The sequence below is a fragment of the Parapedobacter defluvii genome (genome assembly GCF_014642075.1).
Classification (GTDB): Bacteria; Bacteroidota; Bacteroidia; order Sphingobacteriales; family Sphingobacteriaceae; genus Parapedobacter; species Parapedobacter defluvii.
Window position 1 is genome coordinate 1 of sequence record NZ_BMIK01000021.1, and the last position, 20,221, is coordinate 20,221.

The following is a 20,221-nucleotide window of genomic DNA, read 5'->3' on the forward strand; positions in this document are numbered from 1 at the left end:
AATATCTGGTAGTGCAATCCGAAAAAATGAAAATAATATATTAGGTTTGAAATTAGTTGTCCAACAAAAGGGCAGTATCATATTCCCCGAGTTTGCCACCGATTGCCTGACCATCATCCGCACAGGAAAAACAAGTGGAAATGATCATCCAGAACAAGCTGATTTTTAACGCGGACCATCTCATAATTTTCCCTTTATACTGACAAATGATCTACCAGCGGTATCGCAAGAATCAAGCCATGATAATCGAAAGAACTCAGTTGGCCATAAATTCCCCCGTGGCGGAATAGGCCGCCTGGCGGATAACCGGCATATCAAGAATTTGGTAAAGTTCATCCAGATGGAGTAAACTACCATTGGCAAGATTGGTCAGCAAAACGATCGTAATGTCTTCTTTCAAGTCACGGATATACAAATTGCGGAACCCGTGCCACCATCCCGTATGGTATACTACCTTATGGTTTCCCGGATCAAACGTACGCCACCCGTAACCATAGTTAAACAGCTCCTTCTTTGGGGTACTGTATCCTGCATATGCCGAGTCGAGTGTCGCCGGTTTCAGCAGTCGGCCATCCCGAAGCGCCCGGTCAAACAAAAACAGATCTTGTACGGTACTGTAAATACCTTTGTCGCCCACGGGGCCATCCTGAAAATTCTGTACCACGGAACGCCGCCATACCTTGTCGTGTCCTACCGCAGCACTTGATGGAATTTTTTCATAAACCGCAGTAGAATAAACGGCTGTGTTTTTCATCCCGGCAGGGCCAAAGATATTTTCCTGCATATAGACTGCAAAATCTTGGCCGGACACCTTTTCGATGATTGCTGCCAAGACCATATAGTTGGTATTGTTATAAAAAAAACGCACCCCCGGGGGGGCATATCTATCCGGTTTGTGAGCGGCTAATAAATTCATGACATCTAGATTGGTCATGCCTTTCCGTTTGTCCGGCCATATTTCCGACTTATCAGTAAAATACAGGTAATTCATGAGGCCTGACCGGTGAGTCAGCAATAACTTGATGGTAACGCCCGGATACGGAAAATCCGGGAAAAACTCATCAACAGTCTGATCGAGACGGATTTTACCTTCCTCCCACAGCTTGAGTATACCCGTAGCCGTAAGTGGCTTAGAAACAGAAGCCAATTCAAACTGGGAAGTGATTTTCAGACTATCCTTCATCAGATAATTAGCCCATCCGAACGTATTTTGGTAGAGAATTTTGCCTTTCTTGGCGATAAGTACGTTTCCGTTGAACCCGGAGCGGCTATGCAACCGCTGCATAAATGCATCCAACCGCTGATCGGCTTTGGCTGCATCATATACCAGCATCAAACTGTCTTTTTCGTGTTGCTTGCGTTCCGCTTTGGCCCTTTTCTTTTCTGTGGATGTGCAAGAAGCACCAATTAACGCAATAAATAAAATAACAAAAGTAAGGTTTTTGAACAACGGCTTCCCAGTAAACGTCATAGTGCGCTAAAGTATTGCAATTGACTTGCAACAGCAAACTTTTTGTTTAATTAACGGAATTTTAACTTAAATATTACAGGTTACGTCTCCTTGCATCATCCATGTATGTGCTCAGTTTTACCATACGATTGGATAAGTTTACCCTCAAATTCCAGCCACTCTTTCCATCGTCTCTCCACGTCTACATCGATTGTATACCGACGGGCGAAATTTAAAAATGTCGTATAATGGTTCGCTTCCGATACCATCAGATCGTAGTAAAATCTAGCCAACTCCTTATCGTTGATGTTTTGAGATAGGACACGGAAACGCTCGCAACTACGTGCTTCAATCATTGCAGCAAAAAGCAACCGGTCTATAAAAGCAGTGTTACGGCTGCCGTCTTTTTTCATAAACTTCATCAGCTGGTTTACGTAGTCGTCTTTGCGCTCGCGCCCCAGCGCATAACCACGCCGCTTAATGATATCAATCACCAACTGGAAGTGCTGCATTTCTTCAATGGCAATCGCCGTCAGCTCATGCACCAGGTCCGGATGTTCCGAATTTTGGGTAATCAGCGATATGGCATTGGTGGCTGCTTTTTGCTCACACCAAGCATGGTCTGTTAAGATTTCTTCCAAGTTGGATTCAGCTATATTGGCCCAACGTGGATCCGTCAGTAGTTTTAATCCCAGCATCGTAAAATCGTTTGGGACAAACTTACACATATTTTATTTTGACGCAATCGTTGTGCCTGCATCCGAAAAGCGGTTCACCCGCTCAATGGCAGCGGCAAAGTGTTGTTCCGCTTCCTGTAACAGCGGCCTAGTTTCTTCATCCACCAAATCCGCATATTTTCTTTTCGATTTTTCGAAATACTTCTGTTCTTTTAACAATTCTCTTTTCAGTTGAGATTGCAGCTGAGCCAGTTGCTTTTTCTCGTAAGTATCCCGTTGTGCATGTTTTTTAACATAATCAGCTTCGATTTGCGCAATGATTTTTTTACTCTCTTCAACACGGACTCCCTTTTCGATATCTCGCTGATAAACGCCTACGAAGAATGTTCTGTCACGCTCCAGCTCTGCGTGGTTACCATGACTCTCCCGGATACGGGTTTCGGCCCTGCCATATTGCGCCCATAATGCATCCACATTCCGCTGATGGAAAGCGATTGTCTGCTTAAACGCCTCCGTATTTTTTTGATCATGGTTAGCTTTATGGTTACTTTCCTTTCCAACATGTGAAACAGTATGTGCGGTTGCCGCACTGTTTCCTACTGCTGCCACACAAATCAGGGCACTTAATACGAATGGTTTCATAACGATACGTCTTTTTGTTTTTCTTTTCGTTTTCTATCGTCGGACTTTCTAATCTTTCTTCCCGACTTCCTACTGATAAGACGACAACCTTGGAAAAACGTTGCACATAGCCTATGGGATAATAGACCAACAGCCACTTGTCATCGATAAAAACAAGCCAATTAGACGAACGTAGTGTTTGGATAGACGAACACGTGTGTGTGGTTTACCTCTTTTCTACAAAATAGATGAGAATTTCTTTTCTTTTTACAAATCCCAATTCGGTATACACCTTTATTGCTCTTGCATTATCAGCCTTTACGTGCAAAAAGGGGATTTCCCTTGCCAACTGAATCCGATGGATTTGCCTCCTCATAAGCGAGGTGGCTAGTCCCCTACCCAAAAAATCAGGATGCATGATTTATTTGAAAAGACAAACTAAGATAAAATTGTCTTTTTTCACAAGTGTTTGGCTGAATTGGTATGCAAGCTTCGTAAAAGTTTTTTATATTCGTCAGTTCCTAATGGCTATCATGAGCACGACAACAAAATTGGCATTTCTGACCGGTATTTTTACCGTGTTGATTGTTGTTATGGCCTGTGAGAAGCAATCCATGATCGGGAGCCCCGAAGCAGAAAGCTTGCTGTTGGAACGACTGCATGACGAAATCGATTCACTTGCCGCTGCGTATCCCTGCGACGATGTGACCAACTGGCGTTTTACCCCCATCGGTGAAAAACCTTGTGGAGGCCCGGCGGGCTATATCGCTTATTCTGCCGAAATGGATACCGCAGGATTTCTCAATAAAGTGGAACTTTATACCGAACGGCAACGTGCCTATAATATAAAATGGAACGCTGTATCCGATTGTATGTTTTTGACTCCACCGAGCCGCATCGTCTGTGAAGAAGGTAAAGCAAAATTAGTTCGGGATACAGAAGCAACCGCTGAATAATCCAGCCCTCACGATATTTTCTCCCAGCCAATTCCGGGCTCTCCCCGGGCAAGGTGTTCACGTAGCCGGATGTTTTCAGGGTTAGTTAGCTGGGGGTCATCTTTAAATAGCTGAATGACCCGGTTGCGCACTTCGGTCAACAAGGCTTGATCGGTGGTCAGGTCGGCCAGTTTGAGGTTAAGTACGCCACTCTGTTGCGTGCCGGCTAGATCACCTGGACCGCGCAACCGCAGATCTACTTCGGCAATTTCGAAACCGTCATTTGTCCGGACCATCGTCTCAAGCCTCAATTTACTTTCTTTACCCAGCTTACTTCCAGACATCAAAATACAATAGGACTGTTCCGCCCCACGCCCTACACGGCCGCGCAATTGATGCAGTTGGGACAAACCGAAGCGTTCCGCATTTTCGATAACCATCACCGACGCATTCGGCACATCCACTCCTACCTCAATAACGGTTGTTGCTACCATGATCTGTGTTTCGCCTTTCACAAATCGCTGCATCTCGAAATCCTTGTCTTTCACGGACATTTTCCCATGCACAATACTGATCCGGAAATCCGGCAGGGGAAATTCTTTCATCAACGTTTCCAAGCCTGCCTCTAAATATAACAGGTCTATTTTCTCGCTTTCCTTAATAAGCGGATACACGATATATACCTGCCTTCCTTTGGCAATCTCTTCCTTCATGAAACCAAACATACGCAGGCGGCTGCTTTCATAAAGATGCAGAGTTTTAATCGGCTTTCGGCCGGCGGGGAGCTCGTCGATGATAGAGATATCAAGGTCTCCATACAGCGTCATCGCCAGCGTACGGGGTATGGGGGTAGCCGTCATCACCAGCATATGTGGTGGGACCCGATTCTTACGCCACAGCTTCGCGCGCTGCTCGACACCGAACCGATGCTGTTCGTCGATGACCACAAAGCCCAGGTTTTTAAAACGTACGGTTTCTTCAATCAGCGCATGCGTACCGATGAGGATATCCAGCGTACCTTCTTCCAATTGCGTATGGATGATCCGCCGGTCCTTTTTGGGTGTAGACCCCGTAAGCAACTGCACCGACGCAAGGCCGTTGTCCAGCAGCTTTTTGATGCTGTGGTAATGCTGCTGAGCCAAGATTTCGGTTGGCGCCATTAAACAGGCCTGGAACCCATTGTCTATAGCCAATAACATTGTCATCAATGCCACCACCGTCTTTCCACTTCCTACATCGCCCTGCACCAGGCGATTGAGCTGCGCTCCGGACGCTGTGTCCCTCCGTATTTCTTTGATTACCCGTTTTTGTGCATTGGTCAGTGAGAAAGGCAAGTGATGATTGTAAAACGTATTAAACCTGTCGCCTACCACTTCAAACCGGTGTCCTTTGAATTTCTGTGTATTCAGCAGTTTGTTTTTCAGCAGTTTTAATTGAATGAAAAACAGTTCATCAAATTTCAATCGGCGGATGGCTTGCCCAAGTTCCTGCTGACTTCGGGGAAAATGGATGGCAACCAAGGCCTGTGGCAAGCGCATAAGCCGGTGCGCTTCAATTACATAATCAGGCAATTCCTCCTTCAACTGGGAGGCCAAAGTTTCCAGCAATGCTTCCTGTAGCCGTTGGATACCACGGCTGTCCAACGTAAACTTCTTGAGTTTTTCTGTGGAGCTGTACACCGGTTGCAGGTGCATGTTACCCATCTCTTTTGCGCCCCGCTGATACAATTCCATCTCCGGATGTGTCATCGAAAGCTCCTGATTAAAAAGATTGGGCTTGCCATAAATAACGTATGCGGCACCCACCTGCAGGGATTTTCGCAGCCATCCGATGCTTTGGAACCATACCAGTTCCATCGTTCCGGTATCATCTTTGAAAAGCCCTATCAAACGCCTGCTTCTTCGCTCCCCCCTTTCTTCCAAATGCACCAACCTTCCAATTACCTGGGCGGCAGGCATATCGGGATGAAGTTGCCGTATTTTGTGAAATTGGGTTCGGTCGATGTAACGGAACGGATAATGTTTCAATAAATCGCCGAAAGTATGGATCCCCAGTTCGATCTTAAGCACTTCGGCACGGGCAGGCCCCACACCTTTGAGGTATTCAATGGGGGTTATGGTGTCGAGCGGTGCCACAACTGCTTTTTGCTGTCTACGGTTCCCGCGAATTTAGCTAAAACTTTTCGAAATACCCCCCAATTAAACAGGATCACCGCCCCAAATAATACCGTATAAGCCAGTAGCTGATACAGATAAATAGGTTCTCCAAAATAGATTAGGGCAACGGCAAAGGCGATAATGGGATTGATATAAATGAGGACGCCGACCGTCGAAGAGGATATACCGTTAAGTGCATACATGCTCATGTAAAGCGGAATAATCGTAAATACAACCGCGATAATCAGAATGGGGCCCCAAAACCCGGCAGCAACAGGAAAAGGATGGTGCTGACCCAATACCAGGGGCAGGATTACCAGGCTGCAGATAACCAACTGTACACCCAATAGGTTGAGCTTGTCAACCTGCTGGATAATCCGCTGAGCCACCAGGTAGAGCGCATAGAACAACGCAATCCCGACAGACCAGGAAACTTCGTAAAAAGACCCCCGGGCCAATACAATCACACTCACTATGGCAATGCCAATACTGATTTTTTTGAGAACTGAGAGGTTTTCTTTGAGAATAAGGAAACCAGCCAATGTGGTAAGCAGCGGACACACCAAATAAGCGAAGGCAGCAGACTGGATGCTGACGTGGTTAACAGCATAAATAAAGGTAAACCAATTACCCATGATCAATAGGGAGGCTAATAACGTAAGCCATCCCAAACGCCGTTGGCCAGCTCGGGGTAATGCCCTGACATGGGCAATATCTGCAACCAACTTCTTTTTACGGAATGCAAAAATGAACAACCATATTACTACCGTCGATACAAAAATCCGGTAATAAAGAATATCCTCGGGTGGCCATTCCTTAATTGCCCGTAGGGGAATGGACATGAAGCCCCATAACGCCGCCGCGGAAAACGCTGCCGCAAAATATTTTATACGTCCCCGCATTTAGGCCTTCCAAGCGATAACCGAGATTTCAACATTGACATTTTTGGGCAACCCGGCCACCGCTACGGTCTCCCGAGCGGGAGCCTGCTCGGTAAAGTACTCGCCATACACGGTATTAACAGCTCCAAAGTCATTCATATCCCGGAGGAAAATAGTGGTTTTTACCACATCGGCGAAAGCGTATCCAGCAGCCGCTAGCACGGCTTCGAGATTTTTAAGCACCTGGCGTGCTTCGTCTGCCACCGTACCTTCAATCAATGCACCTGTCTCTGGCACGAGCGCAATCTGCCCGGATACATACAGTGTATTGCCTGCCCGGACAGCTTGATTATAGGGGCCGATGGGAGCCGGTGCATGTGAAGTGTTGATGATTTCTTTGTTTGTAAACATGGTGTATTCGACTATTTAAAAAAAAGGCTTTCGATAATTTTGTATAAAATGGCTAACACAAACAGAATAATGGCCGTTGCATTAATGCCATGCATCACCCGGAGATTAAAACTATCCGGCCTATTCGGATCTTTTTTTCTAAAAAAATACATGATGCTACAAAATTAAAAAAAGCCGCCCTGAAAGTAACCATTCGGAGCGGCGTCGTGATTCTACGATGAAAATTTATTTCACCCGCTTCAGCGCCTTTTCCGCGCGCTTATTGGCTGCATTTATTTTATAGTTAAACCAGCGGTCTTTAAAAATTTTCCGCATGGTATTGTCAAAATTACGGGTAATGACCAGATTTCTGAACCCTCTCCACTTATCGTAAACTTTTGACGGGAGCGCCCGCACGCTGATTGAATATCCCTCGGTTACGTACTGGATATAATGCCACCACCCTGAGGGCATAAATAACGTTTCGCCCGGATGTATCTCTGCCTCATACCCATCCAGGTATTTCAGCGCGGGGAATTTTTCGTAGTCCGGATTCTTGATGTTCGCAATACTATGAAAATTATAAGGCAATTTGTACATCAAATCAGACTGTTCCAACGGAAACAACCAAATTCTTTTAACTCCTTTATACTGGGTAATGAATACATGCGACATATCAATGTCGAAATGGTTACGTGTACTCGAGCCTTCTCCGCCAAAAAAGAGATAAGGTAACCATTGCAACACCTTTCCACCGGTCACGTCGTTATAAATCAGATCGTGGTTCAATTCCGGCTTCAATTTCATGAGGTTAAACAGGAAAATACGCAAATCGGTAGGTTCGCGTTCAATCAAGTCTAAATACTCACTGAATTTCATTTTCGCAACAGGTGCGCTCGCGGCCCGGTCATTCGACGCATCTTCCCGCCCGTGCAGTGAAATCACTGTATCTCCGGCTATTTCCTTGAAATAGTCATAACTCCATTTTTTCCAAGCCGGGCTATCCTTGCTTACAAAATCATCCAAGATCACGGGAACGCCCTTATTCAGGTAATTTTTAATGAAGTCAGCCGAGCTTATCCCGGAGATCTTCTCTACTTTTTTGAGTTGCACGACTTAATATCCGTTTAAAACTAATTGTTAACGCATTAAATGCAAACTTAGGAAAACTTCATACGTCCTAATATGCCATACCCCAATTTTACATTCGCATTATAAAAGGAACATAACTATTTACGTGCCAAAAAATAAAAGATTCTGTTAAGTGACGAAAATCACTTTCCCGTAGCTTAATAAGACCACAGATCCTGCTCAAAATCCACGAGACTCTTCTTGATACGCTCCGCTTCGTTAAGCCGATCCACACCATTGTCGATGTAATCCCTTATCCGCAAATCTTCCGGGTTGGATTGTTTTACAATATAACTTGCAAACAAGCGCTTGATAAATACATCGTCATAGCTCAATCCGGTCGCATCGTTCTGCCGGGACGTTACTTCTTTGTTTACGAAAATATGCCTGGCTTCCGGAAAATAAATCCAAAAGGCAGGATATGCATCCGCCGATATCGAACCTGCATCCGTACCCATATCCAAACCTGGGATATCGGCAGGCACTTCTTCTCCTCCTAAATCGCCGGCAGCTACCCCTCCGCCGGTAATCTCATCCATTTTGGGAGTTACCAACGGTGCAATACCTATAATACGGGGCTCAAATACCGACCGCTGTTTATCGAATATCCAATCTTCCTTGATCCGGAACCGTACCACATCATCCGGATTAAAGGCCGCAGCCTCAAAATGAGAAGCAACCACATTGCCATCTTCATCGTATTCTTCCACAAGGGTACTGTCGGAACCAAACCGGCCGAGCACCTGGTCCGGTGCGAGGCGTTCCATGGCACTGAAGTCATCTCCGGTCGGATTCTTGTCCGTTGGTGTGGGGTCATAGGCGGTCAACTCACCCGCTAACACAGCTTCCATAATGATATCGATCAGCCTGGATTTGGGAGAAGCATATAGCGTATTCATTTTCTCGCGCACATCAAATTCACGCCATACCCGTTTTATATAGGCTACATCGGTGGGACGTATAACGGAATAAGGCACAACTTCCCGGTCCAGTATATCTGATTTGACATAATAGCCATCCACCGGTGGTTCCTCAGCCGCAATCGGCGTGGTACTGTTTGAAAGGTTGCCTTGCTGCGCATACGCAGTAAGCCCTACGAACACCGAAACAAAAAAAACAAACACCTTCATCGTGACCTCCTTCATGACAAAATTAATTAACCCTAAACGAAATCGGATCCAGCTCCTGCTGCAAGCCGTCTGGACCAACTGCGATAATATTGTAGAAAAACACAAAAGAACCCGGAGAAACCGAACTCAACGCATTCTTCATCGGTCCCGAGATCGCCCCATTGGTTCCCTGATAGGGCCCCATCGGATCTACCCGTGGCTTCTGTATCAACATGGAGAAACGGGAAATGTTGAATTTCGCATCAAATTCAAAATCCTCCAACGCAGCGAAAATGCGATCCTGCCCTTTAATCTGTGCGGCGGCAACCGCTCCGCCTGACCTTCCGGCAACCCGTGCCTGCGGCTTCGGAATCCGTTTTACACGGAAGTTTGTTGAACCGAGCGACTGTGTCTGCTCACCGATCCGGGCTGACACCTGAATGCTCGCCGTACCCGGCTGCGTGACCCGAGCAACATACTTTCCGCCCGAACCCGAGATGGAGACGCCCTGACCACTCACTGCCAAACTCTCCTTCGGAATACCGGGTGCTGATACGGAAATCGGGTTATCTACCCCGATGTACAGTACGTTCATCGCATCCGGTGAAACCACAGCGGAAGGCCTGGCAACCTGATACGTCTGCGGCTCGGTTACGTACTCTTTAACGGTCCCATCGGTTTGCTTCACCCGTATCGTACCCGTCCAGTTAAATACCCCCTCACTGGAAGTATTCACGGAATACGTAGCCTGCCCATCTATTACCGGCAATGTATTACCACCCACCGTTATTTCCGGATTCGACTTGGAGTCATAGGCGGTAAGAAAAATTTTCGCGGTGTAGGGTTGCCCCTGTATAACATACGAAGACGGCGCTACCGCCACAGCGGCAAAACGATCGAGGTTAACCACCGCCATGTCCATTTCACCGAAAATATGCTTCACAACAGCTGCTTCTGCATTTTTTACGTCGGCCTTTATCTTCTCCAGCGATGTAATGGCTGCCGTGAGGGGAATTCCGTCACCAAAATTAGCCTGTTCCCATGTTTTCTTAATGCCCCCGCGTGCCGGCGGGTCCTGTGCATCCAGCGAAAAAGACACCTCATTATTCGACAATTCGAGCAATTTCTGCCGGGTTTCGCTAATCAGGCCGCGCAGTCTTTCAGCGCGCTTCTCTTTCTGCCTGATCATGATGCGGGGACTGATGCTGAGATTATCACGTTTTCTTACATCGCCGGTCGATTCATTTTCCCCGCCACCTTCCTGTTCGAGCAAGGTTTTAAGCGAGTCTATATAGCTGGAAAGATTATTGGCTAGTTGACTGGCCTGCTCGGCCCTACCTAATATAGGCTGGGCACGTTCGGGTTCATCCTTCAGTTTGGTAGCCCGGAAGGCATTAAACATATTGTCAATTCCTTCCTGTGTGTTTTGTGTGGAGGTACCTAAGCTTGTTGCAAGGTTTTTGAAAGCATCGAGAACCGAATCGCTCACGTTCAATGCCACCAATCCCAACAATACGAGGTATAGGATCCCCATCATTCGTTGCCTTGGAGTCTGTTTTCCTGCTGCCATTGCGTAATTTCCTTTTTAGGTCAAAAAATTACACCCGGGGCTGGTTCATGGCAGCAAGCATATTCCCGTAAATCGCATTCAGTGATACCAAATTTTTGTTGAGATGGCTCACTTGTTCTTTTAGCTGCTGGGTATCCGAGGCAGACTCATTGAAGTTCTGTAACGTTCTCGCTATGCTGTCGTAATGCTGGGTAATATTCTTCAATTTCTCACCTGACTCCTTAAGCTCCAACTCATATACTGCATTGAGCTGTTGTAGGTTATTGGCTAGTTTGCCTACCTGCTCTTGGTAAGTTTTAGCATCTGTACTGGTTCCTCCTATGCTGGCTAGATCACTGGAGGCTTTCTCAAATGCAACATTCAACTTATCAAAGCTATGGGTTGCACCTTTTACTTTTTCGGTAAATTGATGGGTAGCCAACGAAGCATCGGATACGTTGGATATTGCGGCTACCTTATCACCAAAAGCACGCAGACCATCACCCAGGTTTCCAATCAAATCCGGGCTGATGCGCGCATCCTGCAACATCTTGTCAAGCGCTGCCGTTGTACCGACATTGGCTACCGGGCGTGCAGATGCTTTGGGAAGTTCACCTTGATATGCCTCATCCAATTCGGGATAAACCCGGGTCCAGTCTACATCTTTTTCCTCACTTTGGAAACCTAACAGAAAAAACAAAATTGCTTCCGTCCCCAACCCTGCAATAATCAACCAGTCACCGGCCGGCCAGTGCTGCAACTTGGCCATAAGCCCGATGATAACCACCGTTGCTCCCCATGAGACGATATTATTGATACCTACTTTGAATTTGCGTTTTCCTGCCATGATAGAATAGTCATTAATGTTTAAGTATGATTTAAAATAGTTAGTTATTCATTGGATCTACCCCCGGATAACCAGATACACTCCTGAAACCAATATATGATTTAGCGGTATCCTGATATTCATACGCACGGGCGGAATTCTGAAGAAAATAACCGATGTCTTTCCACGACCCTCCCCTAATAACTTTACGTTGCAGGGATTGCGGGTCTCCCGGTTTCGTATCATAACGATAGGTAGGGTTCATATCATGAACAAAAGATGAGGCAGATTCATTGAAAGTTGATGAGGTCCACTCCGCCACGTTGCCTGCCATATTGTACAATCCAAAATCATTGGGAAAATAGGAATATACCGGTGCAGTATAAGCTGCTCCATCGTCGATATAATTTCCCCTCCCCGGCTTGAAATTGGCCATTAAACAGCCTTTCGCATTGCGTGCCGAAGGCCCACCCCAAGGATACTGCGTACCCACCCTTCCGCCACGGGCTGCATATTCCCACTCCGCCTCAGAAGGCAGCATATAGGGTTGCCTGATTTCCCGGCTTCCTGATTTCCGGCTACGCTGGTAATTTTCGAAAAGCCGGGTACGCCACGTATTGAAAGCCTGTGCCTGACGCCAGGTGACGCCAACCACGGGGTATTCATCAAATGATGGATGGGAAAAATACCCCTCCACCATGGGTTCGTTTTGCGCATAACTGAAATCATTGAGCCAAACAGTCGTATCGGGATAGACTAAAATGGTATCCCGCCGGATAAAATCAGACCGTGTTTTCGTAGGATCATTTTTTGCCGCGGTTGCAGCACGTAGGTCGTACCACTCGTAATGGTAACGCAGCAAACGCACATCCAGTTCATCTTTACCGAAAATACGGTCCTCTCCCTGATAAAACATCTGGCGGGTACGTTCCCTTACTTCCTGATCCCGTGAGCCCCATAACGACCGTCGACCACCGTTTACCTTTGACCAATCGATGTATCGTTCGTTAGACCCTTCTATTTCCAGAAAATAGCTGTCGTCCTGCAAGTAATTGTAAATCAATATTGAGTCACGAACCCAGTTGACAAACTGCCGGTATTCGCTGTTGGATATTTCAGTTTCATCCATGTAAAAAGAGGAGATCGTCACCTGCCTGTTCTGGGCAACCTGCGCAAAGGTAATATCCTGGTCAGACTGTCCCATAATGAATGTCCCCCCCGGGACGAGAACCATTCCATGTGGAACCCGGTTCGTTTTTAAACGATCCCGCTTTACACCAACCAGTTCCCCGCCTCCGGATTTGCTGCAGCCACCTGCAAACACTGCGAATATAACAATGTATAGTATAGGTAAGTATTTTCTATTCATTTAGACATACATATGGTTAGGAACATGCTATACGACGCCAGCATCCATAAAACCCATGATTAATAACTCGTTATAAAAGCAAAATTCAGACCAAAATCGCATATAGAGCTCCCACATTCCTTAAGTTGCACAAAGCCAACATCCCCCTACGTGTTCAAAATCGTTTCTCAAGTAGATACATCCTTCCTATCCCATCTGGAATAGCGGCGATAAATTTATTAAAAGAAATGATATTTCTTTAGTAAAAGGGAAAGATAATTAAAAATATACTATTTGTTAACCGTCTTTATATATTGCTCAACCGCCATGGTCATACTGGGCGCTTCGGGAGTTGGCGCCGCAATATCCAAAATCAGTCCACGATCCAGAATAGCTTGATGAGTGCTGGGGCCGAATGCTGCAAGCCGCGTATTATTTTGTTTAAAATCCGGGAAATTTTCAAACAGCGACTGAACGCTCGATGGACTGAAGAAGACAATGATATCGTAAAAAACGTCTTTCAGGTCAGATAGATCACTCACTACCGTCCGGAAAAGTACTGCAGGAGTCACATTGTACCCGTTTTCCTGCAGCCAACTGTAGGTTTCTTCGTTGGCTACATCCGAACAGGGGTATAAAAACTTCTCCTTTGCATGCTTCTTCAACACATCCGCAAGATCTTTGGCCGTTTGTTTGCCAAAGAAGATCTTCCGTTTGCGGTATTGGATATACTTTTGCAGATACAATGCAATGGTTTCAGAAAGGCAGAAATACTTCATATCTGCGGGCACCTCGTAGCGCATTTCTTCACAGATCCGGAAGAAATGGTCGGCTGCATTGCGGCTCGTAAAAATTACCGCCGTAAAATCAGCAAGGTTAATACGCTGTTCCTTACGCACATCACGCGCAGGTACCCCCTCTACATGAATGAAAGCCCTGAAATCAAGCTTCAAGTTGTACTTTTGTGCCAAAGCGAAGTAGGGTGATTTTTCGTTTTCTGGCTTAGGCAACGTTACCAAAATGCTTTTTACTTTCTTTGCTCTATCTGCTTCTGACACTTGCATGTTCTTTACGTTAATTACCCAATACTTTTACTAAAATCAGTACCGGAGCGATTTCGAGGCAGCAAAGATACATAAATAAATAAAACTTTGAAAATCGATGGTTCGTAAGCACGTTGGCCGCAGTTTTTGCAAACCGGAAAATGAACAGTCCCAACACGATGGTCAGCGCCGCCGGGACAACCCAAACCATCTGAGTCTGCGGGACTAAACTTAAGATCAGTACGACCGGCAGAAACACCAACGCCGCATTAAAATAACTTAAATATAATATGGAGACATATTCACGGACGATCCGCTGCACATCAAAAACAACCCCTAAAAACCGGGTAACGATGATTTTGAGTATAAACAACAGCATAACAAAAATCGATATACCCAAAAAAGTGTCCAAACCGCGTTGGTAGCCGCCCTGCAGGTAATAAAGGTTGCACACATAAATGAACAAGCCTACCGCAAAACCAAATAACACATATAAAAAAACAAAAGGCCAAGAGCTGTATAAGGTGTCCTCTTTATTGATTTGCAAGAGCATCCGGTCATTATAAAAGGCTTGGATAATGGAAAGCACCTCGTTGGGAAACGAAACCCGCACCACCCCCAATAACAGCAGCAACAGCCCAATGACAACGATGACCCATTGCTCACGGGCGGCCTTTTCATGATCCGTTTCGACTTGCTGCTCCAACGAACGCGCAAAATCCAGCCAGCTCAAAAAGTCTCCGTTCTGGACCACAACCAGTTTACGCACGCTATCGGCCAATTGGTTGGGCCGGTCCGGATCCGGCATCCCGATGAACTGCATGACCAACGAGTCCTGCACCCGCTTTATCGAATCTGCTAATCGTCTTTCCTGCGCTATCTTTGCCTCTCTTATCGAGTCCTTCGCAGACAGATACCGCGGTTGCTGCAACGTTGAAACACCGGCAAGCGCATCGTTTATTGGAATAAACCAGCAAAAAGCAGCGACCGCCCATATAAAACACCTCATTGCCACACGGATTAGCATAGATGCGGCAAAGTTAGGCAAAAATTGAAGTTCTTACAGCCGTTTAATTTTTATATTTCTGAAGCTGACCCTATCACCATGATCCTGCAGGAGAATATGACCTTCTTCCGCCTGACCGAAGTTATCCCAATTTTTGTATTTGCTTTCGCTCACCAGCTGTTTGTATACATCGGAACCCCGTTTATACTCCAGCACCTTTTCACCGTTGAGGTAATGAGTCACCGTGTTATCCGGCTGCACCACCACACGCCCCTTATTCCACTCCCCGATTTTACGGATTGCCCGGCGGTTCTTCTGTGCTGTAATCAAATCGTAGAGCGAAGCGAGCGTACGATTACCATCCCTTCCCATCTTTGCATCGGGATGCCGCTCATCATCCAATACCTGGTATTCGAGCCCAATGGCAGACCCCCTATTGTTTTCGCTCAATGTGACAAAATACTTTACACCGCTATTCGCTCCCTCTGTCAATTTAAATTCAAACGAAAGGTCAAATGCACCGTATTGATCGACGGTTACAATATCGCCTCCATTGGTTGACTCTGCGCCATCCGAAGGAAGCACGGTAATGGTCCCATCCTTAATTTCCCATCCTTTTTCAGGAAACGAATCTTTATAGGCTCCTACCCATCCTGCAGGACTGCTGCCATCAAAGAGCAACTCGTACCCGCCCTGCTTTTCATACGCAGAAAGACTGTTGGGCGTAAGGTTTACGGTATATATCCCCGCCGGAAAATCCTGTGGTTTCAGGTTTTCAGTCTGGATACGGATATTCTTGAAATACACTTTTTTGCCCGCCAATGCTTCATCATTGATGCCATGCACCTGCAATCCGATAAAACCGGTTGCATCCAGCGTATCCACTACATAGGCTATGGGGACATCGTTCACCCATGTTTTGGTTTCGTTTCCGATGGCTTCGATGCGGATGTGATTGAATTCCTCTTTTTTATAAGCACTCTTTGCACTTTCATTTAAATCAAGCGGATACAACCACCCGCGGCGAGCCTCGTCATAAATACCTCCCGTCCAAGCCCTCGATGCGGGATCAATTTCCACCTGCCTGCCGTATACCCTTCCCCTGCCGTTATTTGCTTCTTTATCCAAATGGCTGCGTGTCTGTATACCGGAATTGGTTGTTTCACCTTCCAGCTTCACATCCAATTCCAGGATAAAATCGCCGTACTCTTTTTCGGTTATCAAGAAGGAGTTAGGTGTTTCAGCAGTCATTGTTCCGACAATTGCTCCGTCTTCCACGGCGTAAGGCGCCTCGCCTCCCACCGCCTGCCATCCGGTAAGGGTTTCCCCGTCAAACAGGGGCTCCCATCCGTCGTGGGGGGCCGTGGTACACGCAGTAAGCGCTACGCCCGCCATCAGGTAAACCAATGGAACCTGACGACTTAATCTTTTGATTTTCGATATACGCATATGATGATCTATTTATTGGTATAGGGTTATTAAAGGTGATCCAGAATAATTTAATTAGCTTTGCTTATAAGCTTATATTTGATTTTACATTCAATATTAGGCATTTTGAGCACAAATCACGTAAGTTTGCGTCATTTTTTTACGAAAACGATATCGTAATATCCAAATGGAACCACCCAATTTCTTTGAACAAGTATACCGAATTGTCAGGCAGATTCCCGAAGGCCGGGTTACTTCTTATGGAGCAATTGCCCGTGCATTGGGAGCCGGTGGTTCTTCTAGGATGGTCGGCTGGGCTATGCGGGCGGCTCGTACGGCACATCCCCCTATACCTGCCCATCGGGTGGTTAACCGTATCGGGGTACTAAGCGGCAAAATGGCTTTCGGCAGCCCCATTTTAATGCAACAGCTACTCGAAAACGAAGGAGTTACTATCGTCGACGACCGGGTAGTCGATTTCGACCGTCTATTTTGGGAACCACCCCTAGATGACGGGAAATAACCCCTTGCCTACCTTAACAAAAAAAGCAAGATATCGTTAATATCGATGGTACCCACCACATTTTTGTCCTCATCAATAACGGGCAACGCGTGCATATCTGCCTTTGCTATCAACTCTGCAACTTCCAAAACAGAAGAATCGAGAGAAATTAAAGTGGGGTTTTTAACCATTACCTGATCGGCCTGGAGCATGTCAAACATCCCTATTTCTACGTCTTCACGTCCGTCATATTCATATCCAAAGCCTAAATGCAGGATGTCTTTTCGGCTAATGATGCCAACGATTTTGTCTACATCAATAACCGGAATATGCTTTAGCTGAAATTTTTTCATCAGCCGATAGACCGCGCTTATCCGATCTTGCGGATTTACAGTGACCTTACTTTTTAATACGATCGCTGCAATTGGAATATTTTTTTCCATTCCAACAAATATTCCCAAGTGGAATACAATATTTGTTCCAACTTTTTTTGTGGCTGCTAGCAGGTCTATTTGACAGTAAAGCTTACCCTTTATCTTCGGTGCGAATCTCTTTATAAATATCCGGAAGAGTACGTCCTAATCCCTGATAATCCAATCCATATCCAACAACAAAATCATCGGATATCTCGAAACCAACGTAAGCGATGTTACTGAAAGAATGCCGCAGGGCTGCAGGTTTGAGCAGCAGGGTACAAACAGAAATGGAAGCCGGCTTTTGTGCTTCGATCAGCTCCAACGTGTGTTTCAACGAATTGCCCGTATCCACGATATCTTCCACGACGACAACTTCTCGTCCTTTTAAGTCAATTTCGAGCCCGATCAGCTCATCCACGTGTTCCCGTCTGTTGCTTCCATCGTACGAAGCTAATTTTACAAACGATATCTCACTTGTAATATGAATCTGCTTCATCAGATCTGCCATAAACATGAAACAACCGTTGAGTACCCCGATAAAAACCGGATACTGATTTTCATAGGCCACATTGAGCTGGATACCGATGAGCCGGATCCGTTTTTTGATCTGGTTGTAATCGATAGCTCGCTCAAACACCCGCTGGTTAATGGTTATCTTCACGGTGCTTCCTCCTCTTTGGGGTCCGTCCGGAATATGCGGTCCAATAGGCCCCTAACTTCTTCCAGTTCCGCATCAAAATCCGGGGTGGGCGCCTGCAGTTGAAGGGTATCAACGTTAGCGGGCTTATCCGGCCGCAATGGCTCCCTTAGACTTACAGCATAAAAACCGTAGCCGCCCGCCGAATCGGGCGGGGCCAGACCCCGCCTCGCCATGATATTTCCGATGTAAGTGAAATAACGCCCCAGATAAGGCTTGAGCCGCCCCTCATAGTCAAATGCGTATAAGCCTGTCTTAGGCCGCGGTACAATGCTCGCCAAATAGATGCTTTCCCCCAACGTAAGCTGAGAGGGATGCTTGCCGAAATAATAACGCGATGCCTCTGTAATACCGTAAACATTACGACCCCATTCAATGACATTGAGGTACACTTCATACATCCGTTCTTTGCTGACCGCCCTCGTACTTTCCATCAGCCATACAATCAGGATTTCTTCCAGTTTCCGCACAAGCGTCTTGTTCCGGTTGAGAAATACATTCTTTACCAGTTGCATGGAAATGGTACTGCCTCCGCGTTTAAATGCTTTTTCTTTGTAATTGGTAGCAATGGATGTCCGTATCGCTTCTTCCACAAATCCATTGTGGCTGAAAAATGATGGGTCTTCCGTGGTAAGAATCGCATTCCGCAGGTAGGGAGAGATCTGATTCAGCGGAATAAAATTAGGATTTTCCGGCCCCACCACAATATCGCGTACCGGTTTTTCATCTTCATAGGGAGTGTATACAAAGGTGCTGTTGAGCTTCGGTATATTGGCGGCTCCCCATGTATTTACTTTAAATCCCTTTTGCTGCATATCGGAGTGAAACCGTACACTATCCGGGTTATTTGCATCCAGGAACGCCTCCAGTTGATATTGGATATTGCCAGAAACCCGTATTCCTTCCAACGATTCAAAAAGCCCTTTCGGAAATGCGTCAAACAGATCCTGGGCTTCCATTTCCGGAGTTTCCAGGGCAATCGCATAGGTTTTTTCAGGCGCTGTGGTATACCGGATATAGGGATGTACTTCCAGCTTTTTCACAGTTATTGTCGACTCTTTTGACAGTTCTACATGGTTATTGCCCACAATCACCTCCGCATCGACGTGTGCATCCGGCACTGTGACATCCTCTTGGGCAATGCGCCAGTGGTTAATGTTGAGGTTTTTTACAGCCCATTCTCCCTTGATGTGCAAAAACTCGTTGTTCGTCCAGTACACTTCCCGTAGCCGGGTTTCAATCGTGTCAAAACTAAGCTTCAATCCGAATTTTTGCTCAAGTAACGGTAGCGCCACTTTCTGTCCGTTGGCATGTACTTTTACATACAGCTGCCGCTTTCCCGGATTTAGTTTCCCTGAAACCTGCCAAGCCGCCTTGTTGTCATTCAGGTATACCGCCGAAGTTAGGTTACCATTGTCGATATCCGCTTTGGGTACACTGATGCGCTGCTGTATGCTGTCATCGCGATAGGTAAGTAAGAATTCCCGCAATTCCATATCCTCCGGAATTTTATAAAGTATGCTATTAAGCATACGGTTCGCAGCTTGTGCCATATTAATGGATTGCGCCTCAGTCTGCTCAGCCGACGCCTGATCCGGTTCATGCTGTAGCGTATCGCGTTCCCTGAATAGGAAATCATAATTGCTTATGCTGTCTTTTTTGATGAGTTGTATGCGTGCATTATGGGCACGTAAACGCCCGAATTTCACATCTCCCGTAATCAGGGGGAAGAGCCTTACGCTCACAGAAACATCGGCTATACCGGCAAGTTGATCCCGGTCTTGTGGCGTAATCGAGACTTCCTCAAGGGTCACGGTGGTCAGTCCCGAAAAATAGGCCTTCCCGATGTCAAGATCAATTTGATAGTCGTCGGCCAGTTTGGTCTGCATCCGCTTTACGGTGGTAGCCAGCAGCGCTTCCCGTTTATGGTAGGCAATCGTGAAGGCAACTACGGCTCCCACCAGGAATACGCCCAATATGATCCCTCCAATAACGAGCTGTCTTTTTGTGATCTTAGCCAAAAACTGCCTAATTATACGATTCACCATAAGATCGA

Annotated in this window: 21 protein-coding genes; 2 read left to right on the top strand and 19 right to left on the bottom strand. The window is 46.3% G+C overall.

The window, feature by feature from the left end; genetic code table 11:
• Nucleotides 1–256: 256 nt before the first annotated feature.
• The 4 genes from IEX60_RS20610 to IEX60_RS25210 form a co-directional block, all read right to left on the bottom strand.
• Nucleotides 257–1,471, bottom strand: a complete 1,215-nt coding sequence (locus tag IEX60_RS20610; protein WP_188753295.1) for a serine hydrolase domain-containing protein — start codon at nt 1,469–1,471, stop codon at nt 257–259.
• A gap of 95 nt (nt 1,472–1,566) precedes the next feature.
• A complete protein-coding gene (locus tag IEX60_RS20615; RefSeq protein WP_188753296.1) occupies nt 1,567–2,148 on the bottom strand; it encodes a MiaE family protein in 582 nt (193 codons plus the stop codon).
• Nucleotides 2,149–2,181: 33 nt separating this feature from the next.
• Complete coding sequence (locus tag IEX60_RS20620) at nt 2,182–2,769, bottom strand: hypothetical protein (protein ID WP_188753297.1); 588 nt, start codon at nt 2,767–2,769, stop codon at nt 2,182–2,184.
• A gap of 205 nt (nt 2,770–2,974) precedes the next feature.
• Complete coding sequence (locus tag IEX60_RS25210) at nt 2,975–3,166, bottom strand: GNAT family N-acetyltransferase (RefSeq protein ID WP_188753298.1); 192 nt, start codon at nt 3,164–3,166, stop codon at nt 2,975–2,977.
• Between the two features lie 115 nt (nt 3,167–3,281).
• On the opposite strand from IEX60_RS25210, the gene IEX60_RS20630 reads away from it, so the two are divergent.
• Nucleotides 3,282–3,704: a hypothetical protein gene (locus IEX60_RS20630; protein WP_188753299.1), complete on the top strand. Its 423-nt coding sequence runs from the start codon at nt 3,282–3,284 to the stop codon at nt 3,702–3,704.
• Nucleotides 3,705–3,712: 8 nt separating this feature from the next.
• Here IEX60_RS20630 and recG read toward each other — a convergent pair whose 3' ends face one another.
• From recG to IEX60_RS20685, 12 genes are all read right to left on the bottom strand, one after another.
• Nucleotides 3,713–5,818, bottom strand: coding sequence for an ATP-dependent DNA helicase RecG (gene recG / locus IEX60_RS20635; RefSeq protein ID WP_188753300.1), 2,106 nt, complete (start codon nt 5,816–5,818; stop codon nt 3,713–3,715).
• Nucleotides 5,797–6,741, bottom strand: coding sequence for an EamA family transporter (locus IEX60_RS20640; RefSeq protein ID WP_188753301.1), 945 nt, complete (start codon nt 6,739–6,741; stop codon nt 5,797–5,799). Before IEX60_RS20640 ends, recG begins: the two co-directional genes overlap by 22 nt.
• Nucleotides 6,742–7,131, bottom strand: coding sequence for a RidA family protein (locus IEX60_RS20645; RefSeq protein WP_188753302.1), 390 nt, complete (start codon nt 7,129–7,131; stop codon nt 6,742–6,744). It abuts the gene before it with no gap.
• 11 nt (nt 7,132–7,142) lie between these two features.
• On the bottom strand, nt 7,143–7,283 hold the full coding sequence (locus IEX60_RS25040) for a DUF6728 family protein (protein ID WP_308420767.1): 141 nt from the start codon (nt 7,281–7,283) through the stop codon (nt 7,143–7,145).
• A 73-nt stretch (nt 7,284–7,356) separates the two neighbouring features.
• Nucleotides 7,357–8,223, bottom strand: a complete 867-nt coding sequence (locus IEX60_RS20650; RefSeq protein ID WP_188753303.1) for a cupin-like domain-containing protein — start codon at nt 8,221–8,223, stop codon at nt 7,357–7,359.
• Between the two features lie 176 nt (nt 8,224–8,399).
• The gene (locus tag IEX60_RS20655) at nt 8,400–9,386 is read right to left on the bottom strand and encodes a gliding motility protein GldN (protein ID WP_229717680.1); all 987 of its coding nucleotides are present in this window, start codon (nt 9,384–9,386) and stop codon (nt 8,400–8,402) included.
• A 7-nt stretch (nt 9,387–9,393) separates the two neighbouring features.
• A complete protein-coding gene (porM, locus tag IEX60_RS20660) occupies nt 9,394–10,920 on the bottom strand; it encodes a type IX secretion system motor protein PorM/GldM (RefSeq protein ID WP_188753304.1) in 1,527 nt (508 codons plus the stop codon).
• A 28-nt stretch (nt 10,921–10,948) separates the two neighbouring features.
• Nucleotides 10,949–11,746 carry a type IX secretion system motor protein PorL/GldL gene (gene porL / locus IEX60_RS20665; RefSeq protein WP_188753305.1) on the bottom strand — a complete coding sequence of 266 codons (798 nt, stop codon included), beginning with the start codon at nt 11,744–11,746 and terminating at the stop codon, nt 10,949–10,951.
• Nucleotides 11,747–11,786: 40 nt separating this feature from the next.
• Nucleotides 11,787–13,094: a T9SS ring complex lipoprotein PorK/GldK gene (gene porK / locus IEX60_RS20670; RefSeq protein ID WP_188753306.1), complete on the bottom strand. Its 1,308-nt coding sequence runs from the start codon at nt 13,092–13,094 to the stop codon at nt 11,787–11,789.
• 269 nt (nt 13,095–13,363) lie between these two features.
• Nucleotides 13,364–14,137, bottom strand: a complete 774-nt coding sequence (locus IEX60_RS20675) for a uroporphyrinogen-III synthase (RefSeq protein ID WP_188753307.1) — start codon at nt 14,135–14,137, stop codon at nt 13,364–13,366.
• 10 nt (nt 14,138–14,147) lie between these two features.
• Entirely contained in the window at nt 14,148–15,125 is a 978-nt protein-coding gene (locus IEX60_RS20680) for a DUF4271 domain-containing protein (RefSeq protein WP_188753308.1), read from the bottom strand.
• A gap of 51 nt (nt 15,126–15,176) precedes the next feature.
• Nucleotides 15,177–16,517, bottom strand: a complete 1,341-nt coding sequence (locus tag IEX60_RS20685) for a 3-keto-disaccharide hydrolase (RefSeq protein ID WP_188753353.1) — start codon at nt 16,515–16,517, stop codon at nt 15,177–15,179.
• A gap of 220 nt (nt 16,518–16,737) precedes the next feature.
• Here IEX60_RS20685 and IEX60_RS20690 point away from each other — a divergent pair, with 220 nt between their 5' ends.
• A complete protein-coding gene (locus IEX60_RS20690; protein WP_188753309.1) occupies nt 16,738–17,073 on the top strand; it encodes an MGMT family protein in 336 nt (111 codons plus the stop codon).
• A gap of 8 nt (nt 17,074–17,081) precedes the next feature.
• Here the strand turns inward: IEX60_RS20690 and IEX60_RS20695 are convergent, their stop codons facing one another.
• The 3 genes from IEX60_RS20695 to IEX60_RS20705 form a co-directional block, all read right to left on the bottom strand.
• A complete protein-coding gene (locus tag IEX60_RS20695; protein WP_188753310.1) occupies nt 17,082–17,495 on the bottom strand; it encodes a CBS domain-containing protein in 414 nt (137 codons plus the stop codon).
• Nucleotides 17,496–17,577: 82 nt separating this feature from the next.
• Nucleotides 17,578–18,129, bottom strand: a complete 552-nt coding sequence (gene hpt, locus IEX60_RS20700) for a hypoxanthine phosphoribosyltransferase (RefSeq protein WP_188753311.1) — start codon at nt 18,127–18,129, stop codon at nt 17,578–17,580.
• On the bottom strand, nt 18,126–20,186 hold the full coding sequence (locus IEX60_RS20705; RefSeq protein ID WP_229717681.1) for a biosynthetic peptidoglycan transglycosylase: 2,061 nt from the start codon (nt 20,184–20,186) through the stop codon (nt 18,126–18,128). Before IEX60_RS20705 ends, hpt begins: the two co-directional genes overlap by 4 nt.
• Nucleotides 20,187–20,221: the final 35 nt, after the last annotated feature.